Below are 19,518 nucleotides of genomic sequence, written 5' to 3' on the forward strand. Positions count from 1 at the left end.
CGCGTAAGCGGGGCGGGCGTGGTGATCATCTGCTTATGACCACCAGCAGCAGACGCACCGTACTGACCGCCGCGCTGGCCGCGGCAGCGGGCACCACCGGGCTGACCGCCGGATCCGCCGCCGCGGCCCCGACGGCCCCGGCCGCCAACCCGGCCCCGACCTACACCAGCCATATCTACCGCAATCCGCAGTACACCGAAGGCACCGACTACGGCCGGCGCTTCAAACGGCACGAACGCAGCGACCCCACCTTCGCGGGCGAGGTACGGCTGCCCGGCACCGCCGTACTGGCCCTGCACGGCGGCGGTATCGAGACCGGCACCTCCGAGACCGCCCTCGGGATCGCCGGATACCACCCCAAGGACCTCGCGCCCACCGGCGCCGCGGGCGACCCCCGCCACGACTACTGGCTCTTCGAGGGCCTGCGGGGCCCGGGCCTGAACGCCGAACTCCATGTCACCTCCACCGGCTGCGACGATCTGCACGCCCTGGGGCTGGCCGAGGGCAGCCTGGGAGTCGTCAGCGTCCACGGCTTCGCCAACACCCAGGCACCGGGCTACGACCTGGTACTCGGCGGGCTCGACCAGGAGTTCAAGGCGCTGGTCCGGGCGCATCTGGAGCAGCTCGCGACCGCCGGGCCCGCACCATGGGCCATCAGCATCGCCGACGGCAGCCAGTTTCCCCAGCTCGGCGGAGTCGACCCGGACAACCCCTGCAACCGCAACCTCCGCAACAAGGGTGTCCAGCTGGAGCTGTCCGGGGCGCTGCGCAACAGCCTCTTCGACGACCCCTCGTCCCGGACCGGCCGGGCCAACAGCACCAACGCCCGGTTCTGGGCCTTCACCGGAGCGGTCCGCGCCGCGATCGCCGCCCATGAGGCGACCCTGACGGTCGACTGACCCGGGCAGCGGAGCCGTACCGCGGAAACGCCGGAGGCCCGGACACCGTGACGGTGCCCGGGCCTCCGGCCGTTGCCGTGCCGTGTTGGGCTACGCGGAGGCCGGCGGATACAGCTCGCGCGGCAACTGGGCCGCCGCGGCCGAGTCCAGCAGCCAGAGCGTCCTGGCCCGCCCGCGGGCACCCGCGGCCGGAGCCTGCAGCTCACCCGCGCCCGACAGGGCGATCGCCACGGCGTTCGCCTTGTCCTCGCCCGCCGCCAGCAGCCAGACCTCGCGGGCCGCCCGGATCGCCGGAAGGGTCAGCGAGATCCGGATCGGCGGCGGCTTCGGGGAGCCGTGGACGCCGACGACCGTACGCTCGGTCTCCCGGACCGCGGGATGCTCCGGGAAGAGCGACGCGATATGGGTGTCCGGTCCGACGCCCAGCATCAGGACGTCGAACACCGGCACCGGGCCGTGGTCCTCCGGGCCCGCCGCGGCGGCCAGCGCGGCCGCGTAGGCGGCGGCCGCCGCCTCCACGTCGTTCCCGTACGGACCGTCGGACGCGGCCATCGGACGGACCCGGGCCGGATCGACCGGGACATGGTCCAGCAGCGCCTTGCGGGCCTGGCTCGCATTGCGCTCCGGGTCCCCCTCGGGGAGGAACCTTTCATCGCCCCACCACACGTCGAGACGTCCCCAGTCGACCGCGTCACGGGCCGGGGAGGCACCGAGCGCGGCCAGCAGACCGTTGCCGTTCCGGCCGCCCGTGAGCACCACGGAGGCGGAGCCCCGGGCGGCCTGGGCGTCGGCGATCCGGGTGATCAGCCGGGCCGCCGCGGCCTGGGCCATCAGCTCCTTGTCCCGGTGGACGACGATCTGCGGGGCGCCGCTCACTTGGCCGCCGCCTTCTTCGCCGCGGACTTCCTGGCGGCACTCTTGGCCGGGGTTGTGGCGGCGGGCGCGGCCGGGGCCGCCGCGGCGGCCCCCTCCGACTCCGCCTCGGCCTCGGCGGCGGCGACCGCACGGGCGGCCGCCGCGATCTCGGCGACATCCGCCGAACCGCCGGGCCCGCCGTCACCGAGCCGGTCCACCCCGAACCGCAGGGCGGAGGCATAGGTGTCGTCCGGGTCCAGCCGGCGCAGCTCCTCGGCGATCAGCTCGGCGGTCTCCCGCCGCTTGAGTGCCACGGCCCGGTCGGGCTGCCCCTGGATGGAGAGGTTCGCCAGCGAGCCGTCGGCCCGGTCGAGCACGATCGGACCGCAGTCGGTCTCCATCCGCACCGCGGTGAGCCCGGGCCCGGCCGACGCGGTGCGCCGTACGGGCACCCCCAGCCGGTCCGCCAGCCACATGGCCAGCAGCTCCACGCTCGGGTTGAACTCCTCGCCCTCCACCTCGACCCCGGTGACCTCGCAGGCCACCTGGTCCAGCGCGGCGGCCAGCATGGAGCGCCAGGGCGTGATCCGGGTCCACGACAGATCCGTATCGCCCGGGGTGTACGCCTCGGAGCGCACCTTCAGCTCCCCGACGGGGTCCTCGGCCGCATAGGTGTCGGTCACCCGGCGCTGGGCCAGCGCGCCCAGCGGGTCCTTCGCCGGATGCAGCGGGGCGTTGACCGCCCACCACACCACGACCGGCGCGTCCGGCAGCAGCAGCGGAAGCACCACCGACTGGGCGTGCTCCGTCACCTCGCCGTACAGCCGCAGCACGACCGTCTCGCCGGTGCCCGCGTCGGCACCGACGCGGACCTCGGCGTCCAGCCGGGTCTGCGCCCGGTCCCGCGGGGTCCGGGAGACCCGCTTGATGACCACGAGCGTGCGCGAGGGGTGCTCGCGCGAGGCGTCGTTCGCGGCCTTCAGGGCGTCGTAGGCGTTCTCCTCGTCGGTCACGATGACAAGGGTGAGCACCATGCCGACGGCGGGCGTGCCGATGGCCCGCCGCCCCTGCACCAGCGCCTTGTTGATCTTGCTGGAGGTGGTGTCCGTAAGGTCGATCTTCATGGCCGGCGCCAGCTCCGTCCGTCTCGTGCGAGCATTTCGTCCGCCTCGACCGGACCCCAGGTCCCGGACGGGTACTGGGCGGGCTTGCCGTGGGAGTCCCAGTACTGCTCGATCGGGTCGAGGATCTTCCACGACAGCTCGACCTCCTCGACCCGGGGGAAGAGGTTGGAGTCGCCGAGCAGCACGTCGAGGATGAGCCGCTCGTACGCCTCCGGGCTGGACTCGGTGAACGACTCGCCATAGGCGAAGTCCATCGAGACGTCCCGTACCTCCATGGAGGTCCCCGGCACCTTCGAGCCGAACCGCAGGGTCACGCCCTCGTCCGGCTGGACCCGGATGACCAGGGCGTTCTGCCCCAGCTCCTCGGTCGCGGTGTGGTCGAAGGGGGAGTGCGGGGCGCGCTGGAAGACCACCGCGATCTCGGTGACGCGGCGCCCCAGCCGCTTGCCGGTGCGCAGATAGAACGGCACCCCGGCCCAGCGGCGGTTGTCGATCTCCAGCTTGACCGCCGCATAGGTGTCGGTCTTGGAGTCCGGGTCGATACCGTCCTCCTGGAGATAGCCGACGGCCTTCTCGCCGCCCTGCCAGCCCGCCGCGTACTGACCGCGCACCGTGGTGGTGCCCAGGTCCTTCGGCGGCTTCACGGCACCCAGGACCTTCGTCTTCTCCGCGGCCAGCGCATCGGCGTCGAAGGAGGCGGGCTCCTCCATCGCGGTCAGCGCCAGCAGCTGGAGCAGATGGTTCTGGATGACATCACGGGCGGCGCCGATACCGTCGTAGTACCCGGCCCGGCCGCCGATGCCGATGTCCTCGGCCATGGTGATCTGGACATGGTCGACGTACGACCGGTTCCAGATCGGCTCGAAGAGGGTGTTGGCGAACCGGAGCGCCAGGATGTTCTGGACGGTCTCCTTGCCGAGGTAGTGGTCGATCCGGAAGACCTCGTTCGGCGGGAAGACCTCGTGGACCACCTGGTTGAGCTCCATGGCGGACACCAGGTCGTGCCCGAAGGGCTTCTCGATGACCGCCCGGCGCCAGGAGCCCTCCTTCTGGTCGGCCAGCCCGTGCTTCTTGAGCTGCTGGACGACCTTGGGGAAGAACTTCGGCGGCACCGAGAGATAGAAGGCGAAGTTGCCGCCGGTGCCCTGGGCCTGGTCCAGCTCGGCGATCGTCTTCTTCAGGGTCTCGAAGGCGTCGTCGTCGTCGAAATCGCCCTGGACGAAGCGCATGCCCTGGTTCAGCTGCTGCCAGACCTCCTCGCGGAAGGGGGTCCTGGCATGCTCCTTGACCGCGTCGTGGACCTCCTGGGCGAAGTCCTCGTCCTGCCATTCGCGGCGCGCGAAGCCGACGAGCGAGAAGCCCGGCGGCAGCAGTCCGCGGTTGGCGAGGTCGTAGACGGCGGGCATCAGCTTCTTGCGCGACAGGTCGCCCGTGACCCCGAAGATCACCAGGCCCGACGGCCCCGCGATGCGCGGGAGCCGCCGGTCGGCGGGGTCGCGAAGCGGATTGGCCTCGCTTGAACCGGACACGGTGGTCAGCCCTCCGACGGTGCGAGGCGGGCCAGCGCCGCCTCGGTCGACTTGAGCAGGTCGTTCCAGGCGGCCTCGAACTTCTCGACGCCGTCGTCCTCCAGCAGCTGGACGACCTCGTCGTACGAGATCCCCAGCGCCGCCACGGCGGCCAGCTCGGCGCGCGCGGTGTCGTAGGTGCCGCGGATGGTGTCACCGGTGATCGACCCGTGGTCGGCGGTGGCCTCCAGGGTCGCCTCCGGCATGGTGTTCACCGTGCCCGGGGCCACCAGCTCGTCCACGTACAGCGTGTCCTTGTAGGCCGGGTCCTTGACACCGGTCGAGGCCCACAGCGGACGCTGCTTGTTGGCCCGGGCGCGGTCCAGGGCCGCCCAGCGCTCGGAGGAGAAGACCTCCTCGTACGCCTCGTAGGCCAGCCGGGCGTTGGCCAGGGCCGCCTTGCCGCGGGCCGCCTTCGCCTCGTCGGTGCCCAGCGCGTCCAGCCGCTTGTCGATCTCGGCGTCCACCCGGGAGACGAAGAACGACGCCACCGAATGGATCTTCGACAGGTCCAGGCCGCGCTCGTGCGCCTTCTCCAGACCGGCCAGGTAGGCGTCCATGACCTCGCGGTAGCGCTCCAGCGAGAAGATCAGCGTCACATTGACGCTGATCCCGAGACCGATGGTCTCGGTGATCGCCGGGAGCCCCGCCCGGGTGGCCGGGATCTTGATCAGGGTGTTGGGGCGGTCCACCAGCCAGGCCAGCTGCTTGGCCTCGGCGACGGTGGCCGCCGTGTGGTGGGCGAGCCGCGGGTCCACCTCGATGGAGACCCGGCCGTCCTGGCCCTCGGTGGCGTCGAAGACCGGGCGGAGGATGTCCGCCGCGTCCCGGACGTCCGCCGTGGTGATCATGCGAATGGCTTCCTCGACCGTCACCTTGCGGGTGGCCAGCTCGCGCAGCTGCTGCTCGTAGCCGTCACCGCCGCTGATCGCCTTCTGGAAGATCGACGGGTTGGTGGTCACGCCCACCACATGCTGCTGGTCCAGCAGCTCGGCGAGGTTCCCGGAGGTGATCCGCTTGCGGGACAGGTCGTCCAGCCAGATCGCGACGCCTTCGTCGGTGAGGCGCTTGAGCGCGTCGTCTGTCATCGAAAAACAACTCCTGTGATCACTGTGTAATGGCGTCAGCGCCGGACGGCGTCGAGAGATTCCCGGGCGGCCGAGACCACCGCGTCGGCGGTGAAGCCGAACTCCCGGAAGAGGACGTTGCCGTCCGCCGAGGCGCCGAAGTGCTCCAGCGACACGATGCGGCCCGCGTCGCCGACGTACCGGTACCAGGTCAGCCCGATGCCCGCCTCGACGGCCACCCGCGCCCGCACCGACGGCGGCAGCACCGCGTCCTTGTACGCCTGGTCCTGCTCCTCGAACCACTCCACCGACGGCATCGAGACCACCCGGGTGGGCACTCCCGCCGCCTGCAGCTCGTCCCGGGCGGCCACGGCCAGCTGCACCTCGGAGCCGGTGCCGATCAGCACGACCTCCGGGGCGCCGCCTTCGGCCTCGGCCAGCACATAGCCGCCGCGCGCCGCGTCCTCGTTGAGCGGGTAGGTCGGCACGCCCTGGCGGGTCAGCGCCAGACCGTGCGGGGCGCCCTTGCCGAACTCCTTCGTCCAGCGGCGCTGGATCTCGCGCCAGGCGATCACCGTCTCGTTGGCGTCGGCCGGCCGGACCAGGTTCAGACCGGGGATGGCGCGCAGCGACGCCAGGTGCTCCACCGGCTGGTGGGTCGGGCCGTCCTCGCCGAGACCGATCGAATCGTGCGTCCACACGTAGGTCACCGGCAGGTGCATCAGCGCGGACAGCCGGACCGCGTTGCGCATGTAGTCGGAGAAGACGAGGAACGTGCCGCCGTAGATCCGGGTGTTGCCGTGGAGCGCGATGCCGTTCATCTCGGCGGCCATCGCGTGCTCGCGGATACCGAAGTGGATGGTCCGGCCGTACGGGTGGGCCTCCGGCAGCGGGTTGCCCTCCGGCAGGAACGACGACGTCTTGTCGATCGTCGTGTTGTTGGAGCCGGCCAGGTCGGCCGAGCCGCCCCACAGCTCCGGGATCACCGCGCCCAGCGCCTGGAGGATCTTGCCGGACGCGGCGCGGGTGGCGACGGACTTCCCGGTCTCGAAGTCGGGGAGCGCGTCCTCCCAGCCCGCGGGCAGCTCGCCCGCGCTGATCCGGTCGAACTCGGCCGCGCGCTCCGGGTTGGCCGTCCGCCACGCGGCGAACGTCTTCTCCCATTCGGCACGCGCCTCGCGGCCCCGGTCCAGGGCCTCGCGGGTGTGCGCGATGACCTCGTCGGCGACCTCGAAGTCCTGCTCCGGGTCGAAGCCGAGGACCCGCTTGGTGGCCGCGACCTCCTCGGCGCCCAGCGCCGAGCCGTGGGCGGCCTCGGTGTTCTGGGCGTGCGGCGCGGGCCAGGCGATGATGGAGCGGGCCGCGATGAACGACGGGCGGTCGGTCACGGCCTGCGCCTCGCGCAGCGCCGCGTACAGCGCCGCCGGGTCCAGGTCGCCGTTCTCCTGCGGCGCCACGCGCTGGACGTGCCAGCCGTAGGCCTCGTACCGCTTGAGGGTGTCTTCGGAGACCGCCGTCTCGGTGTCGCCCTCGATGGAGATGTGGTTGTCGTCCCAGAGCAGCACCAGATTGCCGAGCTTCTGGTGGCCCGCGAGGGACGACGCCTCGGCCGAGATGCCCTCCTGGAGACAGCCGTCACCGGCGATCGCCCAGATGGTGTGGTCGAACGGGGACGTGCCGACGGGCGCGTCCGGGTCGAACAGGCCGCGCTCGTAGCGGGCGGCCATCGCCATGCCCACCGCGTTGGCGACACCCTGGCCCAGCGGGCCGGTGGTGGTCTCGACGCCGGTGGTGTGGCCGTACTCCGGGTGGCCGGGGGTCTTCGAGCCCCAGGTGCGGAACGCCTTGAGGTCGTCCAGCTCCAGACCGAACCCGGCCAGGTAGAGCTGGATGTAAAGGGTCAGCGACGAGTGCCCGGCGGACAGGACGAACCGGTCCCGGCCGGTCCAGTCGGCGTCGGCCGGGTCGTGCCGCATCAGCTTCTGGAACAGGACGTACGCGGCGGGCGCGAGGCTCATGGCCGTACCGGGGTGGCCGTTGCCGACCTTCTGTACGGAATCCATGGCCAGGACGCGTGCCGTGTCGACGGCTCGCTGGTCCAGATCGGTCCACTCGAGGTCTGTGGTGGTCGGCTTGGTGCTCACCCTGGGTCAGGGCTCCTCTCCGCATGTCTCCACATGTCAGGTCCCGGTAACGACGAATGCACCGGGCGTCGCCGAGCCTACCCTTGGCACCCATCGGCGATTTTCGGCCATCCGGCCACTGGACACCCGTGGGCCGCCGCCGGGCGTCCTCCTGCCAGCCTGCCGCGCCCGGCCGGACTTCGCCTCCCGGCCGCCGCGGCCCGGTGCCCGCCGTCCGGGTGCGGCCCCGGGCCGGGCCCGCGGCACCCCCGCGACAACACGACCCACCCCCGTGCGAAGCGAGAGATGGGCAGCCTCTACAGTGGCGTGGTACGCGCAAGTCTCACCGGGCCTCAACTGTGCTGTCATGCGTCCGGGACTTGCTGGAATCTTCCTCAGGGGTGTGCGTGACGGCCGTCGAATCCCGTCCAGCGGGTGGGGGCACCGCCCATTCCGAGCGGGCCGCGGGGAACCCGGGCAGTCGGCCCTTCGGGGCCAGGATCATGGCATTCGTGGCACTCACGAAGCCGCGGATCATCGAACTGCTGCTGATCACCACCGTGCCGGTGATGTTCCTCGCCGCACAAGGGGTGCCGGACCTCTGGCTGGTCCTGGTGACCTGCGTCGGCGGTTATCTCTCCGCGGGCGGCGCCAATGCGCTGAACATGTACATCGACCGCGACATCGACGCGCTGATGGACCGTACGGCCCAGCGTCCGCTGGTCACCGGCATGGTCTCGCCGCGCGAGGGCCTGGTCTTCGGCCTGACCCTGGCCGTGGTCTCCACGCTCTGGTTCGGCCTGCTGGTCAACTGGCTCTCCGCCTGGCTCTCCCTGGGCGCGCTGCTGTTCTACGTCGTCGTCTACACGATGATCCTGAAGCGGCGCACCACCCAGAACATCGTCTGGGGCGGGATCGCGGGCTGTCTGCCGGTGTTGATCGGCTGGTCCGCGGTGACCAACTCGATGTCGTGGGCCGCGGTCGTCCTCTTCCTGGTCATCTTCTTCTGGACCCCGCCGCACTACTGGCCGCTCTCCATGCGGGTCCGCGAGGACTACGCCCGGGTCGGCGTGCCGATGCTGCCGGTGGTCGCCTCCAGCCGGGTCGTGGCCCGGCAGATCGTCCTCTACAGCTGGGTGATGGTGGCGGTCTCCCTGCTGCTCACCCCGATGGGCTACACCGGCTGGTTCTACACCACCGTGGCGCTGCTCGCGGGCGGCTGGTGGCTCTGGGAGGCGCATGCGCTCCAGGCCCGCGCCAAGGCCGGGCTCTCGGGCGCCAAGCTCAAGGAGATGCGCCTGTTCCACTGGTCCATCACCTATGTGTCGCTGCTCTTCGTGGCCGTCGCGGTGGATCCCTTCCTGCGCTGAGCCGCCGTCGTACCGTTCGCTCCGCTCCGGGGGCGGGCCCGTCACACGGGCCCGCCCCCGGAGCGTTTTCCGGCCGTGCCGAATGCCCGGCGGGTGCTTGGCGGGTGCCCGGGTGCCCGGACGGAAAGGTGTACGGGGGTGCGCGGGGGCGTACGTGGTTCACGCCACGCCCCGGCGCCATGGCCGCCGCCGATTACCCGTACGTAACATCGTGGCCATGGCAGACACCAAGCACGCGGACCGCAAGGCCGCACGGCTCGCCCGGGAGATCACCGCCTTCGCGAAGAAGCACGGCGGGGCCGAGGGGCAGCTCGCCTACATGGGGCAGGCGGGCACCCGGATCGTCCTGGTCGGCTCGGACGGCTTCTGGGGGGATCTGGTGGCCCCCAGCCACGCGGTGGCCGAGGCGGCGGCCGGGCAGGCCGGGCTCACCCTCCACGAGACCTTCGACGGGGAGTTCGCCGCGAAGGTGCGTACCGGGCCGTACGAGTGGACCCGGATGGCGGGTATCCAGGTCGGCGGGCCCGCGGGCGGCTGACCGGCCGGCCGTACACGCCGAAGGGCGGGCCGGACCACGGTTCTCCGTGGTCCGGCCCGCCCTTGGTGTTCCTGTCCCGCTGTTCCTGCCCCGGCGGTTCCGCCCGGGGTGTTGCGGCGGCCGGTTCAGGCCCGGCTGAGGACCGCGTCCGCCTGTGCCGGGATCGCCGCCGCGGGCTCCGCGGGCCGCTCGCGCATGCTCAGCGCCAGCCGTACCACAGCGATCCACATCAGGGACGAGCCCAGCATGTGCACCCCGACGAGGATCTCGGGGACGCCCGTGAAGTACTGGAGATAGCCGATACCGCCCTGGAGCAGCAGCACGATCAGCAGATCGCGGGCCCGGGCCCGGGTGTCGCCCGGGGCGTCCACCACCCGCAGCACCAGCCACATGGCGAGCGCCAGCGCGCAGATCACCCATGCGGAGGCGGCGTGCAGATGTGCCGCGTTGACCCAGTCCCACGGCATCCGCGGTACGTCGCTGCTGTCGCCCGCGTGCTTGCCCGCGCCGGTGACGGCGGTGCCCAGCACGATGGCCAGCCCGGCGGTGATCACGATGGCCCAGGAGAGCCGGCGGACCGGCAGCGGCACCCGGGGGCGGGCCTCGCCGTCGCCCTCACCGGCCCGGTGCCAGGTCAGCACGGCGACGGTGAGCAGGGCGTTGGCGAGGACGAAGTGTCCGGCGACGGTCCACGGGTTCAGTCCGGTCCAGACCGTGATGCCGCCGACGATCGCGTTGCTCGCCACGATCCAGAACTGGGCCCAGCCGAGCCGGGTGAGCGAACGGCGCCGCGGTTTGGCCGAGCGGGCCGCGATGATCGCCCAGCCGACGGCCGCGGAGAGCACGTAGGTCAGCATCCGGTTGCCGAACTCGATCGCCCCGTGCAGTCCCTGCTCGGGCGTGGCGAAGAGACTGTCGTCGGTGCACTTGGGCCAGGTGTCGCAGCCCAGGCCCGACCCGGTGAGCCGGACCGCCCCTCCGGTGACGATGATGACGACGGTCATCACGACGGCGGAGAGTGCGGCCCGCCGGACGATTCCCGGAGCGGGCGTCCAGCGCTTGGCGATGCGGTCGAGGGGAGTTTGCACGGGCTCCATCGTAGGCGGGGCTTTGTGCACCGATTCACGAGGGGGGTCCGACGGGACCGGAGGGCGCCGCGGGGTTCACCCCAGGAGCCCCCGGAGCCCCTCGCGGGGGTCACTTCCGGAGCCCCCGCGGCTCACTCCCAGCGGAAGAAGCGCGCCGCCGCGCCCAGCCCGAGGGCCGCCCAGACGGCGAGGGTGCCGAGCGCTCCCCAGGGGACGGAGGTCCCGTCGGAGAGGATGTCCCGCAGCCCGTCGGAGAGTGCGGAGATCGGCAGATACGCCAGCACGTCCGCCATCCCGTCCGGGAAGCGGTCCAGCGGCACGATCACCCCGCCGCCGACCAGCAGCAGCAGAAAGACCAGATTGGCCGCCGCGAGGGTGGCCTCCGCCCGCAGGGTGCCCGCCATCAGCAGGCCCAGGCCGCTGAAGGCGGCGGTGCCCAGCGCGAGCAGCAGCAGAACGGCCGCGAACCCGGCGGCACCGCCCTGCGGGGACCAGCCCAGGGCCAGGGCGATCGCGGTCAGCAGGGTGATCTGGAGCACCTGGGTCGTCAGCACCGAGAGGGTCTTGGCACACATCAGGCCCAAGCGGGGGAGCGGAGAGGCGCCCAGCCGCTTGAGCACCCCGTACCGGCGCTCGAAACCGGTGGCGATGGCCTGGCCGGTGAACGAGGTCGACAGTACGGCGAGCGCCAGCACCCCCGGCGCCAGGAAGTCGACGGCCTTCCCGCTGCCGGTGTCGATGATGTCGACGGAGGAGAAGAGGACCAGCACCAGGGACGGGATGACCAGGGTGAGCAGCAGCTGTTCGCCGTTGCGCAGCAGCATCCGGGTCTCCAGCGCGGTCTGGGCGGCGATCATGCGGCCGAGGGGCGCGGCGCCGGGGCGCGGGGTGTACGTACCGGTGCTCATCAGCGCAGCTCCTTGCCGGTCAGCTCCAGGAAGACGTCCTCCAGGGTGCGGCGCTCCACCGAGATGCCGTCCGGCATGACGCCGTGCTGGGCGCACCAGGAGGTGACCGTGGCCAGCAGCTGGGGGCCGACGTCGCCGGTTATCCGGTACGTGCCCGGCAGGGGCTCGACCGCCTCGGTGCCGTCGGGCAGCGCCTTCAGCAGGGAGCCCATGTCCAGCCCGGGCCGGCCGGTGAAGCGGAGGGTGTTCTCCGCGCCGCCCCGGCAGAGCTGCTCGGGGCTGCCCTGGGCGATCACCCGGCCGCCGTCGACGACGGCGACGTCGTCGGCGAGCTGCTCGGCCTCGTCCATGAAGTGGGTGGTGAGGACCGCGGTGACCCCGTCGGAGCGGAGTTCGCGCACCAGGTCCCAGGTGGCGCGGCGGGCCTGCGGGTCCAGCCCGGCGGTGGGCTCGTCCAGGAAGACCAGCTCGGGGCGGCCGACGACGGCCATGGCGAGCGAGAGCCGCTGCTGCTGACCGCCGGAGAGCCGGCGGTAGGAGGTGCGGCCGCAGTCGCCGAGGCCGAGGCGTTCGACCAGGAAGCCGACGTCCAGCGGATCGGCGTGCAGCTTCGCCATATGGCGGAGCATCTCCAGGGCGCGGGCGCCGGAGTAGACGCCGCCGGACTGGAGCATCACGCCCACCCGGGGACGCAGCTCCGCGGCGTCGGCGACGGGATCGAGCCCGAGGACGCGTACCGTGCCCGCGTCGGGGCGGCGATAGCCCTCGCAGATCTCGATGGTGGTGGTCTTTCCGGCTCCGTTGGGGCCGAGGACGGCGGTGACGGTACCCCGGGGGACCGTCAGGTCGAGGCCGTTCACGGCCGCCTTGGATCCGTACCGTTTGACCAGGCCCCGGATCCGGACGGCGGGCTCGCTCTGCATGCCCGGAAGTCTAGGTGCCCCCGCGCGCGGCCCGTGGGCGTACCCCCGGGGGACGGCCGAAGTGCGCCGCCCTGGGGCGGCCGAGGCTGCCGGGGCTGGTGCTGAACCAGTGAACAGAGGGGCCTGCGCGACCGGGTAAAAGCCGGGTCACCGGGGTCTCGCGATGGGGTGTTCTGCCTGGTGAGAGCCGCTACGAAGCGGCTTAGGAGGCCAACCGGCTTAGGTTACCCTAAGTGATGAACGGCACCGCAAGGACCCCCTGGTGGCGGTTGTCACGCCTCGGCGAATTACGCAACAATGGCGTTGTGAAAAACGTCGGCGAGGCTCCCCGGGAGGAGCTCGCGGCCGGAGCGAGGTCGGATCATTCCACCCGCAACCGGGTCGCGCGCTCCATCCTCGACCACGGTCCTTCCACCGTGGCCGACCTTGCGGGCCGGCTCGGCCTGACCCAGGCCGCGGTCCGCCGCCATCTCGACGCCCTCGCCGCCGACCAGGTGGTCGTGGCCCGTGAGAAGCGGGTCTACGGCGCCCGCACCCGTGGCCGTCCGGCGAAGGTCTTCGCCCTGACCGACTGCGGCCGGGACGCCTTCGACCACGCCTACGACGCGATCGCGGTGGACGCCCTGCGGTGGATCGAGCGGCACGCGGGAGGCGAGGCGGTCACCGCCTTCGCCCGCGACCGGCTCGCCGGCCAGGCCGGCGCCTACCGGGAGGCCGTCGCGGCGGCCCCGCCCGGCGAGCGCACCGAAGCACTGGCGAAAGCGCTCAGTGCCGACGGGTACGCTGCTGTGGCGCGCAGTGCGCCGGGCGCCCAGCAGGGCGAGCAGCTCTGCCAGCACCACTGCCCGGTCGCCCATGTCGCCGAGCGGTACCCGCAGCTCTGCGAGGCGGAGACCGAGATCTTCTCCGAGCTTCTCGGGACCCATGTGCAGCGTCTGGCCACCATCGCCCACGGCGACGGGGTGTGCACGACGTTCATCCCGCGGGGCGCCGCTCCGGCGGCACCGCCCCCGCAGACACCGACCACCACATCATCAGCATCCGCAAGCACGGCCGGGAGGAACCCCGCATGACTCTCCCCACGGAGACTGCTCACCCCGAACTGGAGGGTCTGGGCACCTACGAATTCGGCTGGGCCGACTCGGACGAAGCCGGTGCCGCCGCCAAGCGCGGCCTCTCCGAGGAGGTCGTCCGCGACATCTCGGCGAAGAAGAACGAGCCGGAGTGGATGCTGAAGCTGCGCCTCAAGGGTCTACGGCTGTTCGACCGGAAGCCCATGCCGAGCTGGGGCTCCGACCTCTCCGGCATCGACTTCGACAACATCAAGTACTTCGTCCGCTCCACCGAGAAGCAGGCGGCGTCCTGGGAGGACCTCCCCGAGGACATCAAGAACACCTACGACAAGCTGGGCATCCCGGAGGCGGAGAAGCAGCGTCTCGTCGCCGGTGTCGCCGCGCAGTACGAGTCCGAGGTGGTCTACCACCAGATCCGTGAGGACCTGGAGGAGCAGGGTGTCATCTTCCTCGACACCGACACCGCGCTGAAGGAGCACCCCGAGCTCTTCCAGGAGTACTTCGGCACCGTCATCCCGGTCGGCGACAACAAGTTCGCCTCGCTGAACACCGCCGTCTGGTCCGGCGGCTCGTTCATCTACGTCCCCAAGGGCGTCCATGTGGACATCCCGCTCCAGGCCTACTTCCGGATCAACACCGAGAACATGGGCCAGTTCGAGCGGACGCTGATCATCGTCGACGAGGACGCCTACGTCCACTACGTCGAGGGCTGTACGGCCCCCATCTACTCCTCGGACTCGCTGCACAGCGCCGTGGTGGAGATCATCGTCAAGAAGGGCGGCCGCTGCCGCTACACGACCATCCAGAACTGGTCGAACAACGTCTACAACCTGGTCACCAAGCGCGCCGTGGCGTACGAGGGCGCGACCATGGAGTGGGTCGACGGCAACATCGGCTCCAAGGTCACCATGAAGTACCCGGCCGTCTACCTGATGGGCGAGCACGCCAAGGGCGAGACGCTCTCCATCGCCTTCGCGGGCGAGGGCCAGCACCAGGACGCCGGCGCCAAGATGGTGCACATGGCGCCCAACACCTCCTCCAACATCGTCTCCAAGTCGGTGGCGCGGGGCGGTGGCCGCACCTCCTACCGCGGTCTGATCGAGATCGGCGAGGGCGCCCCCGGCGCCAAGTCCAATGTGCTCTGCGACGCGCTGCTCGTGGACACGATCTCCCGCTCGGACACCTATCCGTATGTCGACGTCCGCGAGGACGACGTCTCCATGGGCCACGAGGCCACCGTCTCCAAGGTCTCCGAGGACCAGCTCTTCTACCTGATGAGCCGGGGCCTGACCGAGTTCGAGGCCATGGCGATGATCGTGCGCGGCTTCGTCGAGCCGATCGCCAAGGAACTGCCGATGGAGTACGCGCTGGAGCTCAACCGGCTGATCGAGCTCCAGATGGAGGGCTCGGTCGGCTGACCCGGCCGCCGTACCCCTCCCGGGCGGGCACGCCCGTGCCCGCCCGCGCAGCGACAGATTCCCTGACCCAGAGGCAGAGAGAGAGCACGACGACAGCCATGGCTGAGGCTCAGAACATCCCGGCGGGTTCCACCACCGCCGGCGCGATCGCGGTGGCCGCCGAGTCGACCGTCGCCACTCGTATGAGTGCGCCCCCGTCGTTCGACGTGGCCGACTTCCCGGTCCCGCACGGCCGTGAGGAGGAGTGGCGCTTCACCCCGCTGGAGCGGCTCGCCGGACTCCACGACGGCACCGCCGTCGCCTCCGGCGGCGTGAAGACGGCCGTCGAGACCCCCGAGGGCGTCATCGTCGAGACCGTCGGCCGCGACGACGCCCGGCTCGGCCGGGCCGGCAAGCCCGTGGACCGGGTGGCGGCCCAGGCGTACACCTCCTTCGAGCAGGCGACGGTCGTCACCGTGCCCAAGGAGACCGTGCTCACCGAGCCGATCCGGATCGCCGTCCACGGCGAGGGCGGTGTCGCCTTCGGCCACCAGGTGATCGAGCTGGGCGCGTTCGCCGAGGCGGTCGTCGTGATCGACCACAGCGGTGACGCGGTGCTCGCCGCCAATGTCGAGTACGTCCTCGGCGACGGCGCCAAGCTGACCGTGGTCTCCGTCCAGGACTGGGACGACAAGGCCGTCCATGTCGCCCAGCACGACGCGCTGATCGGCCGGGACGCCTCCTTCAAGTCTGTCGTCGTCACCTTCGGCGGCGACCTGGTCCGGCTGCACCCCCGGGTCACCTACGCGGCCACCGGCGGCGAGGCCGAGCTGTTCGGCCTCTACTTCACCGACCGCGGGCAGCACCAGGAGCACCGCCTCCTGGTCGACCACAACGCTCCGCACAACAAGTCCAACGTGGTCTACAAGGGCGCGCTCCAGGGCGACGAGGCCCACGCGGTGTGGATCGGCGATGTCCTCATCCGGGTCGCCGCCGAGGGCACCGACACCTACGAGATGAACCGGAACCTGGTCCTCACGGACGGTGCCCGGGTCGACTCCGTACCGAATCTGGAGATCGAGACCGGCGAGATCGTCGGGGCCGGCCATGCCTCGGCCACCGGCCGCTTCGACGACGAGCAGCTCTTCTACCTGATGGCCCGCGGCATCCCGGAGCAGGAGGCCCGCCGTCTGGTGGTCCGCGGCTTCTTCGCCGAGCTGGTCCAGCAGATCGGGCTCCCCGATGTCGAGGAGCGCCTGATCGCCAAGATCGAGGAAGAGCTGGAGGCGTCGGTCGCATGAGTTTCGTCCGTGCCTGCGCGCTGAGCGAGCTGGAGGAGGACACCCCCAAGCGGGTCGAGCTGGACGGCAAGCCCGTCTCGGTCGTCCGTACCGAGGGTGAGGTCTTCGCCATCTACGACATCTGCTCGCACGCCAACGTCTCGCTCTCCGAGGGCGAGGTGGAGGACTGCCAGATCGAATGCTGGCTGCACGGTTCGAGCTTCGACCTCCGCACCGGCAAGCCGTCCGGACTGCCCGCGACGCGCCCCGTCCCCGTATACCCCGTAAAGATCGAAGGGGACGATGTGCTCGTCTCCCTCACCCAGGAGTCCTGAGCTACCCATGGCAACGCTTGAAATCCGCGACCTGCACGTCTCCGTCGAGGCCGAGAACGGCTCCCGGGAGATCCTCAAGGGTGTCGACCTGACCGTGAAGCAGGGCGAGACCCACGCCATCATGGGCCCCAACGGCTCCGGCAAGTCCACCCTCGCCTACTCGCTGGCCGGTCACCCCAAGTACACGATCACCGACGGCCAGGTCACCCTGGACGGCGAGGACGTGCTGGAGATGTCCGTCGACGAGCGCGCCCGCGCCGGCCTCTTCCTCGCCATGCAGTACCCGGTCGAGGTCCCCGGTGTCTCCGTCTCCAACTTCCTCCGCACCTCCGCCACCGCCATCCGCGGTGAGGCGCCCAAGCTGCGCACCTGGGTGAAGGAGGTCCGGGAGACCATGGAGCGGCTCCAGATGGACCCCGCCTTCGCCGAGCGCAATGTGAACGAGGGCTTCTCCGGCGGTGAGAAGAAGCGTCACGAGATCCTCCAGCTCGAACTGGCGCAGCCGAAGATCGCGATCCTCGACGAGACCGACTCCGGTCTGGACGTCGATGCGCTGCGCGTGGTCTCCGAGGGTGTCAACCGGGTCCGTGAGTCCGGTGCGGTCGGCACTCTGCTGATCACCCACTACACCCGCATCCTGCGGTACATCAAGCCCGACCACGTGCATGTCTTCGCGGCCGGCCGGATCGCCGAGTCCGGCGGCCCCGAGCTGGCGGACAAGCTGGAGGCCGAGGGCTACGAGGCGTATGTGAAGGGTGGTGCCACCACGTGACGTTCTCCTCGCCGGGGCTGCTCGACACCGAGGCGATCCGCAAGGACTTCCCGATCCTCGACCGGGTGATCCACGACGGCAAGAAGCTGGTGTACCTGGACAGCGCCGCCAGCTCGCAGCGGCCGCGCCAGGTCATCGAGGCGGTCAGCACCTACTACGAGCAGCACCACGCCAATGTGCACCGTGGTGTCCATGTGCTGGCCGAAGAGGCCACGGCGCTCTACGAGGACGCCCGGACCAAGGTCGCGGAGTTCATCAACGCGCCCAGCCGGGACGAGGTGATCTTCACCAAGAACGCCTCGGAGTCGCTGAACCTGGTCGCCAACATGCTCGGCTGGGCCGACGAGCCCTACCGGGTGGACCGGGAAACCGAGATCGTCATCACGGAGATGGAGCACCACTCCAACATCGTGCCGTGGCAGCTGCTGGCGCAGCGCACCGGCGCGAAGCTGAAGTGGTTCGGCCTCACCGACGACGGCCGGCTGGACCTGAGCAACATCAACGAGATCATCACCGAGCAGACCAAGATCGTCTCCTTTGTGCTGGTCTCCAACATCCTGGGCACGATCAACCCGGTCGACGCGATCGTCCGGCGCGCCCAGGAGGTCGGCGCGCTGGTGCTGATCGACGCCTCCCAGGCCGCCCCGCACTCCCCGCTGGACGTCCAGGCCCTCGGCGCCGACTTCGTGGCCTTCACCGGCCACAAGATGTGCGGCCCGACCGGTATCGGCGTGCTCTGGGGACGCCAGGAGCTGCTGGAGGACCTCCCGCCGTTCCTCGGCGGCGGCGAGATGATCGAGACCGTCTCGATGAGCTCCTCGACCTATGCCCCGGCACCGCACAAGTTCGAGGCCGGTACGCCTCCGATCGCCCAGGCCGTCGGCCTCGGCGCGGCGGTGGACTACCTCAACGCCATCGGCATGGAGAAGATCGCGGCGCACGAGCACGCGATCACCGAGTACGCGCTCGCCAGGCTGGCGGACGTCCCGGACCTGCGGATCATCGGCCCGGCCTCGGCCGAGGACCGCGGTGCGGCGATCTCCTTCACGCTCGGTGACATCCACCCGCACGACGTGGGCCAGGTCCTCGACGAACAGGGCATCGCCGTCCGCGTCGGGCACCACTGCGCACGGCCGGTCTGCCTGCGCTACGGAATTCCCGCGACCACCAGGGCGTCGTTCTATCTGTACTCCACGCCCGCCGAGGTCGATGCGCTGATCGACGGGCTGGAGCACGTCCGTCAGTTCTTCGGGTAGAAGCGGAGCCTTTCGTGAAGCTTGATTCGATGTACCAGGACGTCATCCTCGACCACTACAAGAACCCGCACGGCCGGGGTCTTCGCGAGGGCGACGCCGAGGTGCACCACGTCAACCCCACGTGCGGCGACGAGATCACGCTGCGGGTGAAGTACGACGGCACGCGGATCGCCGACGTCTCGTACGAGGGCCAGGGCTGTTCCATCAGCCAGGCCAGTGCCTCCGTACTGAACGATCTGCTGGTCGGCAAGGAGCTGGCCGAGGCGCAGAAGATCCAGGAGACCTTTCTGGAGCTGATGCAGTCCCGGGGCCGGATCGAGCCGGACGACGCCATGGAGGAGGTGCTGGAGGACGCGGTCGCGTTCGCCGGTGTCTCCAAGTACCCGGCCCGGGTCAAGTGCGCGCTGCTCGGCTGGATGGCCTGGAAGGACGCCACTGCCCAGGCGCTGGGCGAAGGATCCGGTGCCACCGCCGGTGCCACCGAGAGGAAGACCGCATGACCGAGAACGCAGGGGCCACGCTCAAGCCGGCCTCCGAGGAAGAAGTCCGCGAGGCGCTGTACGACGTCGTCGACCCCGAGCTGGGTATCGACGTGGTCAACCTCGGGCTGATCTACGGCATCCACATCGACGACTCCAATGTCGCCACGCTGGACATGACCCTGACGTCGGCGGCCTGCCCGCTGACCGATGTGATCGAGGACCAGGCCAAGTCGGCGACCGAGGGCATCGTCAACGAGCTGAAGATCAACTGGGTCTGGATGCCGCCGTGGGGCCCGGACAAGATCACGGACGACGGGCGCGAGCAGCTGCGCGCGCTCGGCTTCAACGTCTGAGCCCCCCGGGATCCGCGGATCCCAGGAGCGCCGGGAGCCTTGGGGCGCAGGACGGTGTCCAGGCGCTCCGGGGTCAGTGCGGTGAACACGCCGTCGTCGAGGACGCC

Annotated in this window: 19 protein-coding genes; 11 read left to right on the plus strand and 8 right to left on the minus strand. The window is 70.6% G+C overall.

Features of this window, described 5'->3' with window-relative positions; translation table 11 throughout:
• Positions 1-35 precede the first annotated feature (35 nt).
• Positions 36-899, plus strand: coding sequence for a poly-gamma-glutamate hydrolase family protein (locus ACWDR0_RS27180; protein ID WP_456354410.1), 864 nt, complete (start codon positions 36-38; stop codon positions 897-899).
• Between the two features lie 90 nt (positions 900-989).
• On the opposite strand, the gene pgl is transcribed toward ACWDR0_RS27180, so the two are convergent.
• From pgl to tkt, 5 genes are read right to left on the minus strand one after another with little or no spacing between them, the layout of a single operon-like run.
• A complete protein-coding gene (gene pgl, locus ACWDR0_RS27185) occupies positions 990-1,775 on the minus strand; it encodes a 6-phosphogluconolactonase (protein WP_456354411.1) in 786 nt (261 codons plus the stop codon).
• Positions 1,772-2,878, minus strand: coding sequence for a glucose-6-phosphate dehydrogenase assembly protein OpcA (opcA, locus tag ACWDR0_RS27190; protein WP_456354412.1), 1,107 nt, complete (start codon positions 2,876-2,878; stop codon positions 1,772-1,774). The genes pgl and opcA overlap by 4 nt, the downstream gene beginning before the upstream one ends.
• Positions 2,875-4,407 carry a glucose-6-phosphate dehydrogenase gene (gene zwf / locus ACWDR0_RS27195; protein ID WP_456354413.1) on the minus strand — a complete coding sequence of 511 codons (1,533 nt, stop codon included), beginning with the start codon at positions 4,405-4,407 and terminating at the stop codon, positions 2,875-2,877. The genes opcA and zwf overlap by 4 nt, the downstream gene beginning before the upstream one ends.
• Before the next feature lie 5 nt (positions 4,408-4,412).
• Entirely contained in the window at positions 4,413-5,534 is a 1,122-nt protein-coding gene (tal, locus tag ACWDR0_RS27200; protein WP_456354414.1) for a transaldolase, read from the minus strand.
• A 35-nt stretch (positions 5,535-5,569) separates the two neighbouring features.
• The gene (gene tkt / locus ACWDR0_RS27205) at positions 5,570-7,657 is read right to left on the minus strand and encodes a transketolase (protein WP_456354415.1); all 2,088 of its coding nucleotides are present in this window, start codon (positions 7,655-7,657) and stop codon (positions 5,570-5,572) included.
• Between the two features lie 380 nt (positions 7,658-8,037).
• On the opposite strand from tkt, the gene ACWDR0_RS27210 reads away from it, so the two are divergent.
• Both ACWDR0_RS27210 and ACWDR0_RS27215 read left to right on the plus strand, forming a co-directional pair.
• Positions 8,038-9,006 (plus strand): heme o synthase, encoded by a 969-nt coding sequence (locus ACWDR0_RS27210; RefSeq protein ID WP_456354416.1) that lies wholly within the window; start codon positions 8,038-8,040, stop codon positions 9,004-9,006.
• 217 nt (positions 9,007-9,223) lie between these two features.
• Positions 9,224-9,544: a hypothetical protein gene (locus ACWDR0_RS27215; RefSeq protein WP_456354417.1), complete on the plus strand. Its 321-nt coding sequence runs from the start codon at positions 9,224-9,226 to the stop codon at positions 9,542-9,544.
• Between the two features lie 125 nt (positions 9,545-9,669).
• Here ACWDR0_RS27215 and ACWDR0_RS27220 read toward each other — a convergent pair whose 3' ends face one another.
• The 3 genes from ACWDR0_RS27220 to ACWDR0_RS27230 all read right to left on the minus strand — a co-directional run bounded on the left by ACWDR0_RS27220 (position 9,670) and on the right by ACWDR0_RS27230 (position 12,463).
• On the minus strand, positions 9,670-10,641 hold the full coding sequence (locus tag ACWDR0_RS27220) for a COX15/CtaA family protein (protein WP_456354418.1): 972 nt from the start codon (positions 10,639-10,641) through the stop codon (positions 9,670-9,672).
• Positions 10,642-10,763: 122 nt separating this feature from the next.
• Positions 10,764-11,540 (minus strand): ABC transporter permease, encoded by a 777-nt coding sequence (locus ACWDR0_RS27225; protein ID WP_456354419.1) that lies wholly within the window; start codon positions 11,538-11,540, stop codon positions 10,764-10,766.
• Positions 11,540-12,463, minus strand: a complete 924-nt coding sequence (locus tag ACWDR0_RS27230; RefSeq protein ID WP_456354420.1) for an ABC transporter ATP-binding protein — start codon at positions 12,461-12,463, stop codon at positions 11,540-11,542. Before ACWDR0_RS27230 ends, ACWDR0_RS27225 begins: the two co-directional genes overlap by 1 nt.
• Positions 12,464-12,768: 305 nt before the next feature.
• On the opposite strand from ACWDR0_RS27230, the gene ACWDR0_RS27235 reads away from it, so the two are divergent.
• From ACWDR0_RS27235 to ACWDR0_RS27270, 8 genes are all read left to right on the plus strand, one after another.
• The gene (locus tag ACWDR0_RS27235; protein WP_456354421.1) at positions 12,769-13,536 is read left to right on the plus strand and encodes a helix-turn-helix transcriptional regulator; all 768 of its coding nucleotides are present in this window, start codon (positions 12,769-12,771) and stop codon (positions 13,534-13,536) included.
• A complete protein-coding gene (gene sufB, locus ACWDR0_RS27240) occupies positions 13,533-14,954 on the plus strand; it encodes a Fe-S cluster assembly protein SufB (RefSeq protein ID WP_456354422.1) in 1,422 nt (473 codons plus the stop codon). The genes ACWDR0_RS27235 and sufB overlap by 4 nt, the downstream gene beginning before the upstream one ends.
• Before the next feature lie 98 nt (positions 14,955-15,052).
• A complete protein-coding gene (sufD, locus tag ACWDR0_RS27245; RefSeq protein ID WP_456354423.1) occupies positions 15,053-16,234 on the plus strand; it encodes a Fe-S cluster assembly protein SufD in 1,182 nt (393 codons plus the stop codon).
• A complete protein-coding gene (locus ACWDR0_RS27250) occupies positions 16,231-16,548 on the plus strand; it encodes a non-heme iron oxygenase ferredoxin subunit (protein ID WP_456354424.1) in 318 nt (105 codons plus the stop codon). The genes sufD and ACWDR0_RS27250 overlap by 4 nt, the downstream gene beginning before the upstream one ends.
• A gap of 7 nt (positions 16,549-16,555) precedes the next feature.
• The gene (gene sufC / locus ACWDR0_RS27255) at positions 16,556-17,320 is read left to right on the plus strand and encodes a Fe-S cluster assembly ATPase SufC (protein WP_456354425.1); all 765 of its coding nucleotides are present in this window, start codon (positions 16,556-16,558) and stop codon (positions 17,318-17,320) included.
• Positions 17,317-18,576, plus strand: coding sequence for a cysteine desulfurase (locus ACWDR0_RS27260; protein WP_456354426.1), 1,260 nt, complete (start codon positions 17,317-17,319; stop codon positions 18,574-18,576). The genes sufC and ACWDR0_RS27260 overlap by 4 nt, the downstream gene beginning before the upstream one ends.
• Positions 18,577-18,590: 14 nt before the next feature.
• Positions 18,591-19,076 carry a Fe-S cluster assembly sulfur transfer protein SufU gene (sufU, locus tag ACWDR0_RS27265; protein WP_456354427.1) on the plus strand — a complete coding sequence of 162 codons (486 nt, stop codon included), beginning with the start codon at positions 18,591-18,593 and terminating at the stop codon, positions 19,074-19,076.
• Positions 19,073-19,411: a metal-sulfur cluster assembly factor gene (locus ACWDR0_RS27270; protein ID WP_456354428.1), complete on the plus strand. Its 339-nt coding sequence runs from the start codon at positions 19,073-19,075 to the stop codon at positions 19,409-19,411. Before sufU ends, ACWDR0_RS27270 begins: the two co-directional genes overlap by 4 nt.
• The last annotated feature ends 107 nt before the right edge of the window (positions 19,412-19,518 follow it).

This window comes from Streptomyces sp. NPDC003691 (genome assembly GCF_053981115.1).

Coding starts and splice junctions, on each gene's coding strand:
- ACWDR0_RS27215 (WP_456354417.1), top strand. CDS start 9,224: ATGGCAGACACCAAGCACGCGGACCGCAAGGCCGCACGGCTCGCCCGG.
- ACWDR0_RS27220 (WP_456354418.1), bottom strand. CDS start 10,641: ATGGAGCCCGTGCAAACTCCCCTCGACCGCATCGCCAAGCGCTGGACG.
- sufC (WP_456354425.1), top strand. CDS start 16,556: ATGGCAACGCTTGAAATCCGCGACCTGCACGTCTCCGTCGAGGCCGAG.
- sufB (WP_456354422.1), top strand. CDS start 13,533: ATGACTCTCCCCACGGAGACTGCTCACCCCGAACTGGAGGGTCTGGGC.
- ACWDR0_RS27230 (WP_456354420.1), bottom strand. CDS start 12,463: ATGCAGAGCGAGCCCGCCGTCCGGATCCGGGGCCTGGTCAAACGGTAC.
- sufD (WP_456354423.1), top strand. CDS start 15,053: ATGGCTGAGGCTCAGAACATCCCGGCGGGTTCCACCACCGCCGGCGCG.
- ACWDR0_RS27250 (WP_456354424.1), top strand. CDS start 16,231: ATGAGTTTCGTCCGTGCCTGCGCGCTGAGCGAGCTGGAGGAGGACACC.
- opcA (WP_456354412.1), bottom strand. CDS start 2,878: ATGAAGATCGACCTTACGGACACCACCTCCAGCAAGATCAACAAGGCG.
- ACWDR0_RS27225 (WP_456354419.1), bottom strand. CDS start 11,540: ATGAGCACCGGTACGTACACCCCGCGCCCCGGCGCCGCGCCCCTCGGC.
- ACWDR0_RS27270 (WP_456354428.1), top strand. CDS start 19,073: ATGACCGAGAACGCAGGGGCCACGCTCAAGCCGGCCTCCGAGGAAGAA.
- ACWDR0_RS27180 (WP_456354410.1), top strand. CDS start 36: ATGACCACCAGCAGCAGACGCACCGTACTGACCGCCGCGCTGGCCGCG.
- tal (WP_456354414.1), bottom strand. CDS start 5,534: ATGACAGACGACGCGCTCAAGCGCCTCACCGACGAAGGCGTCGCGATC.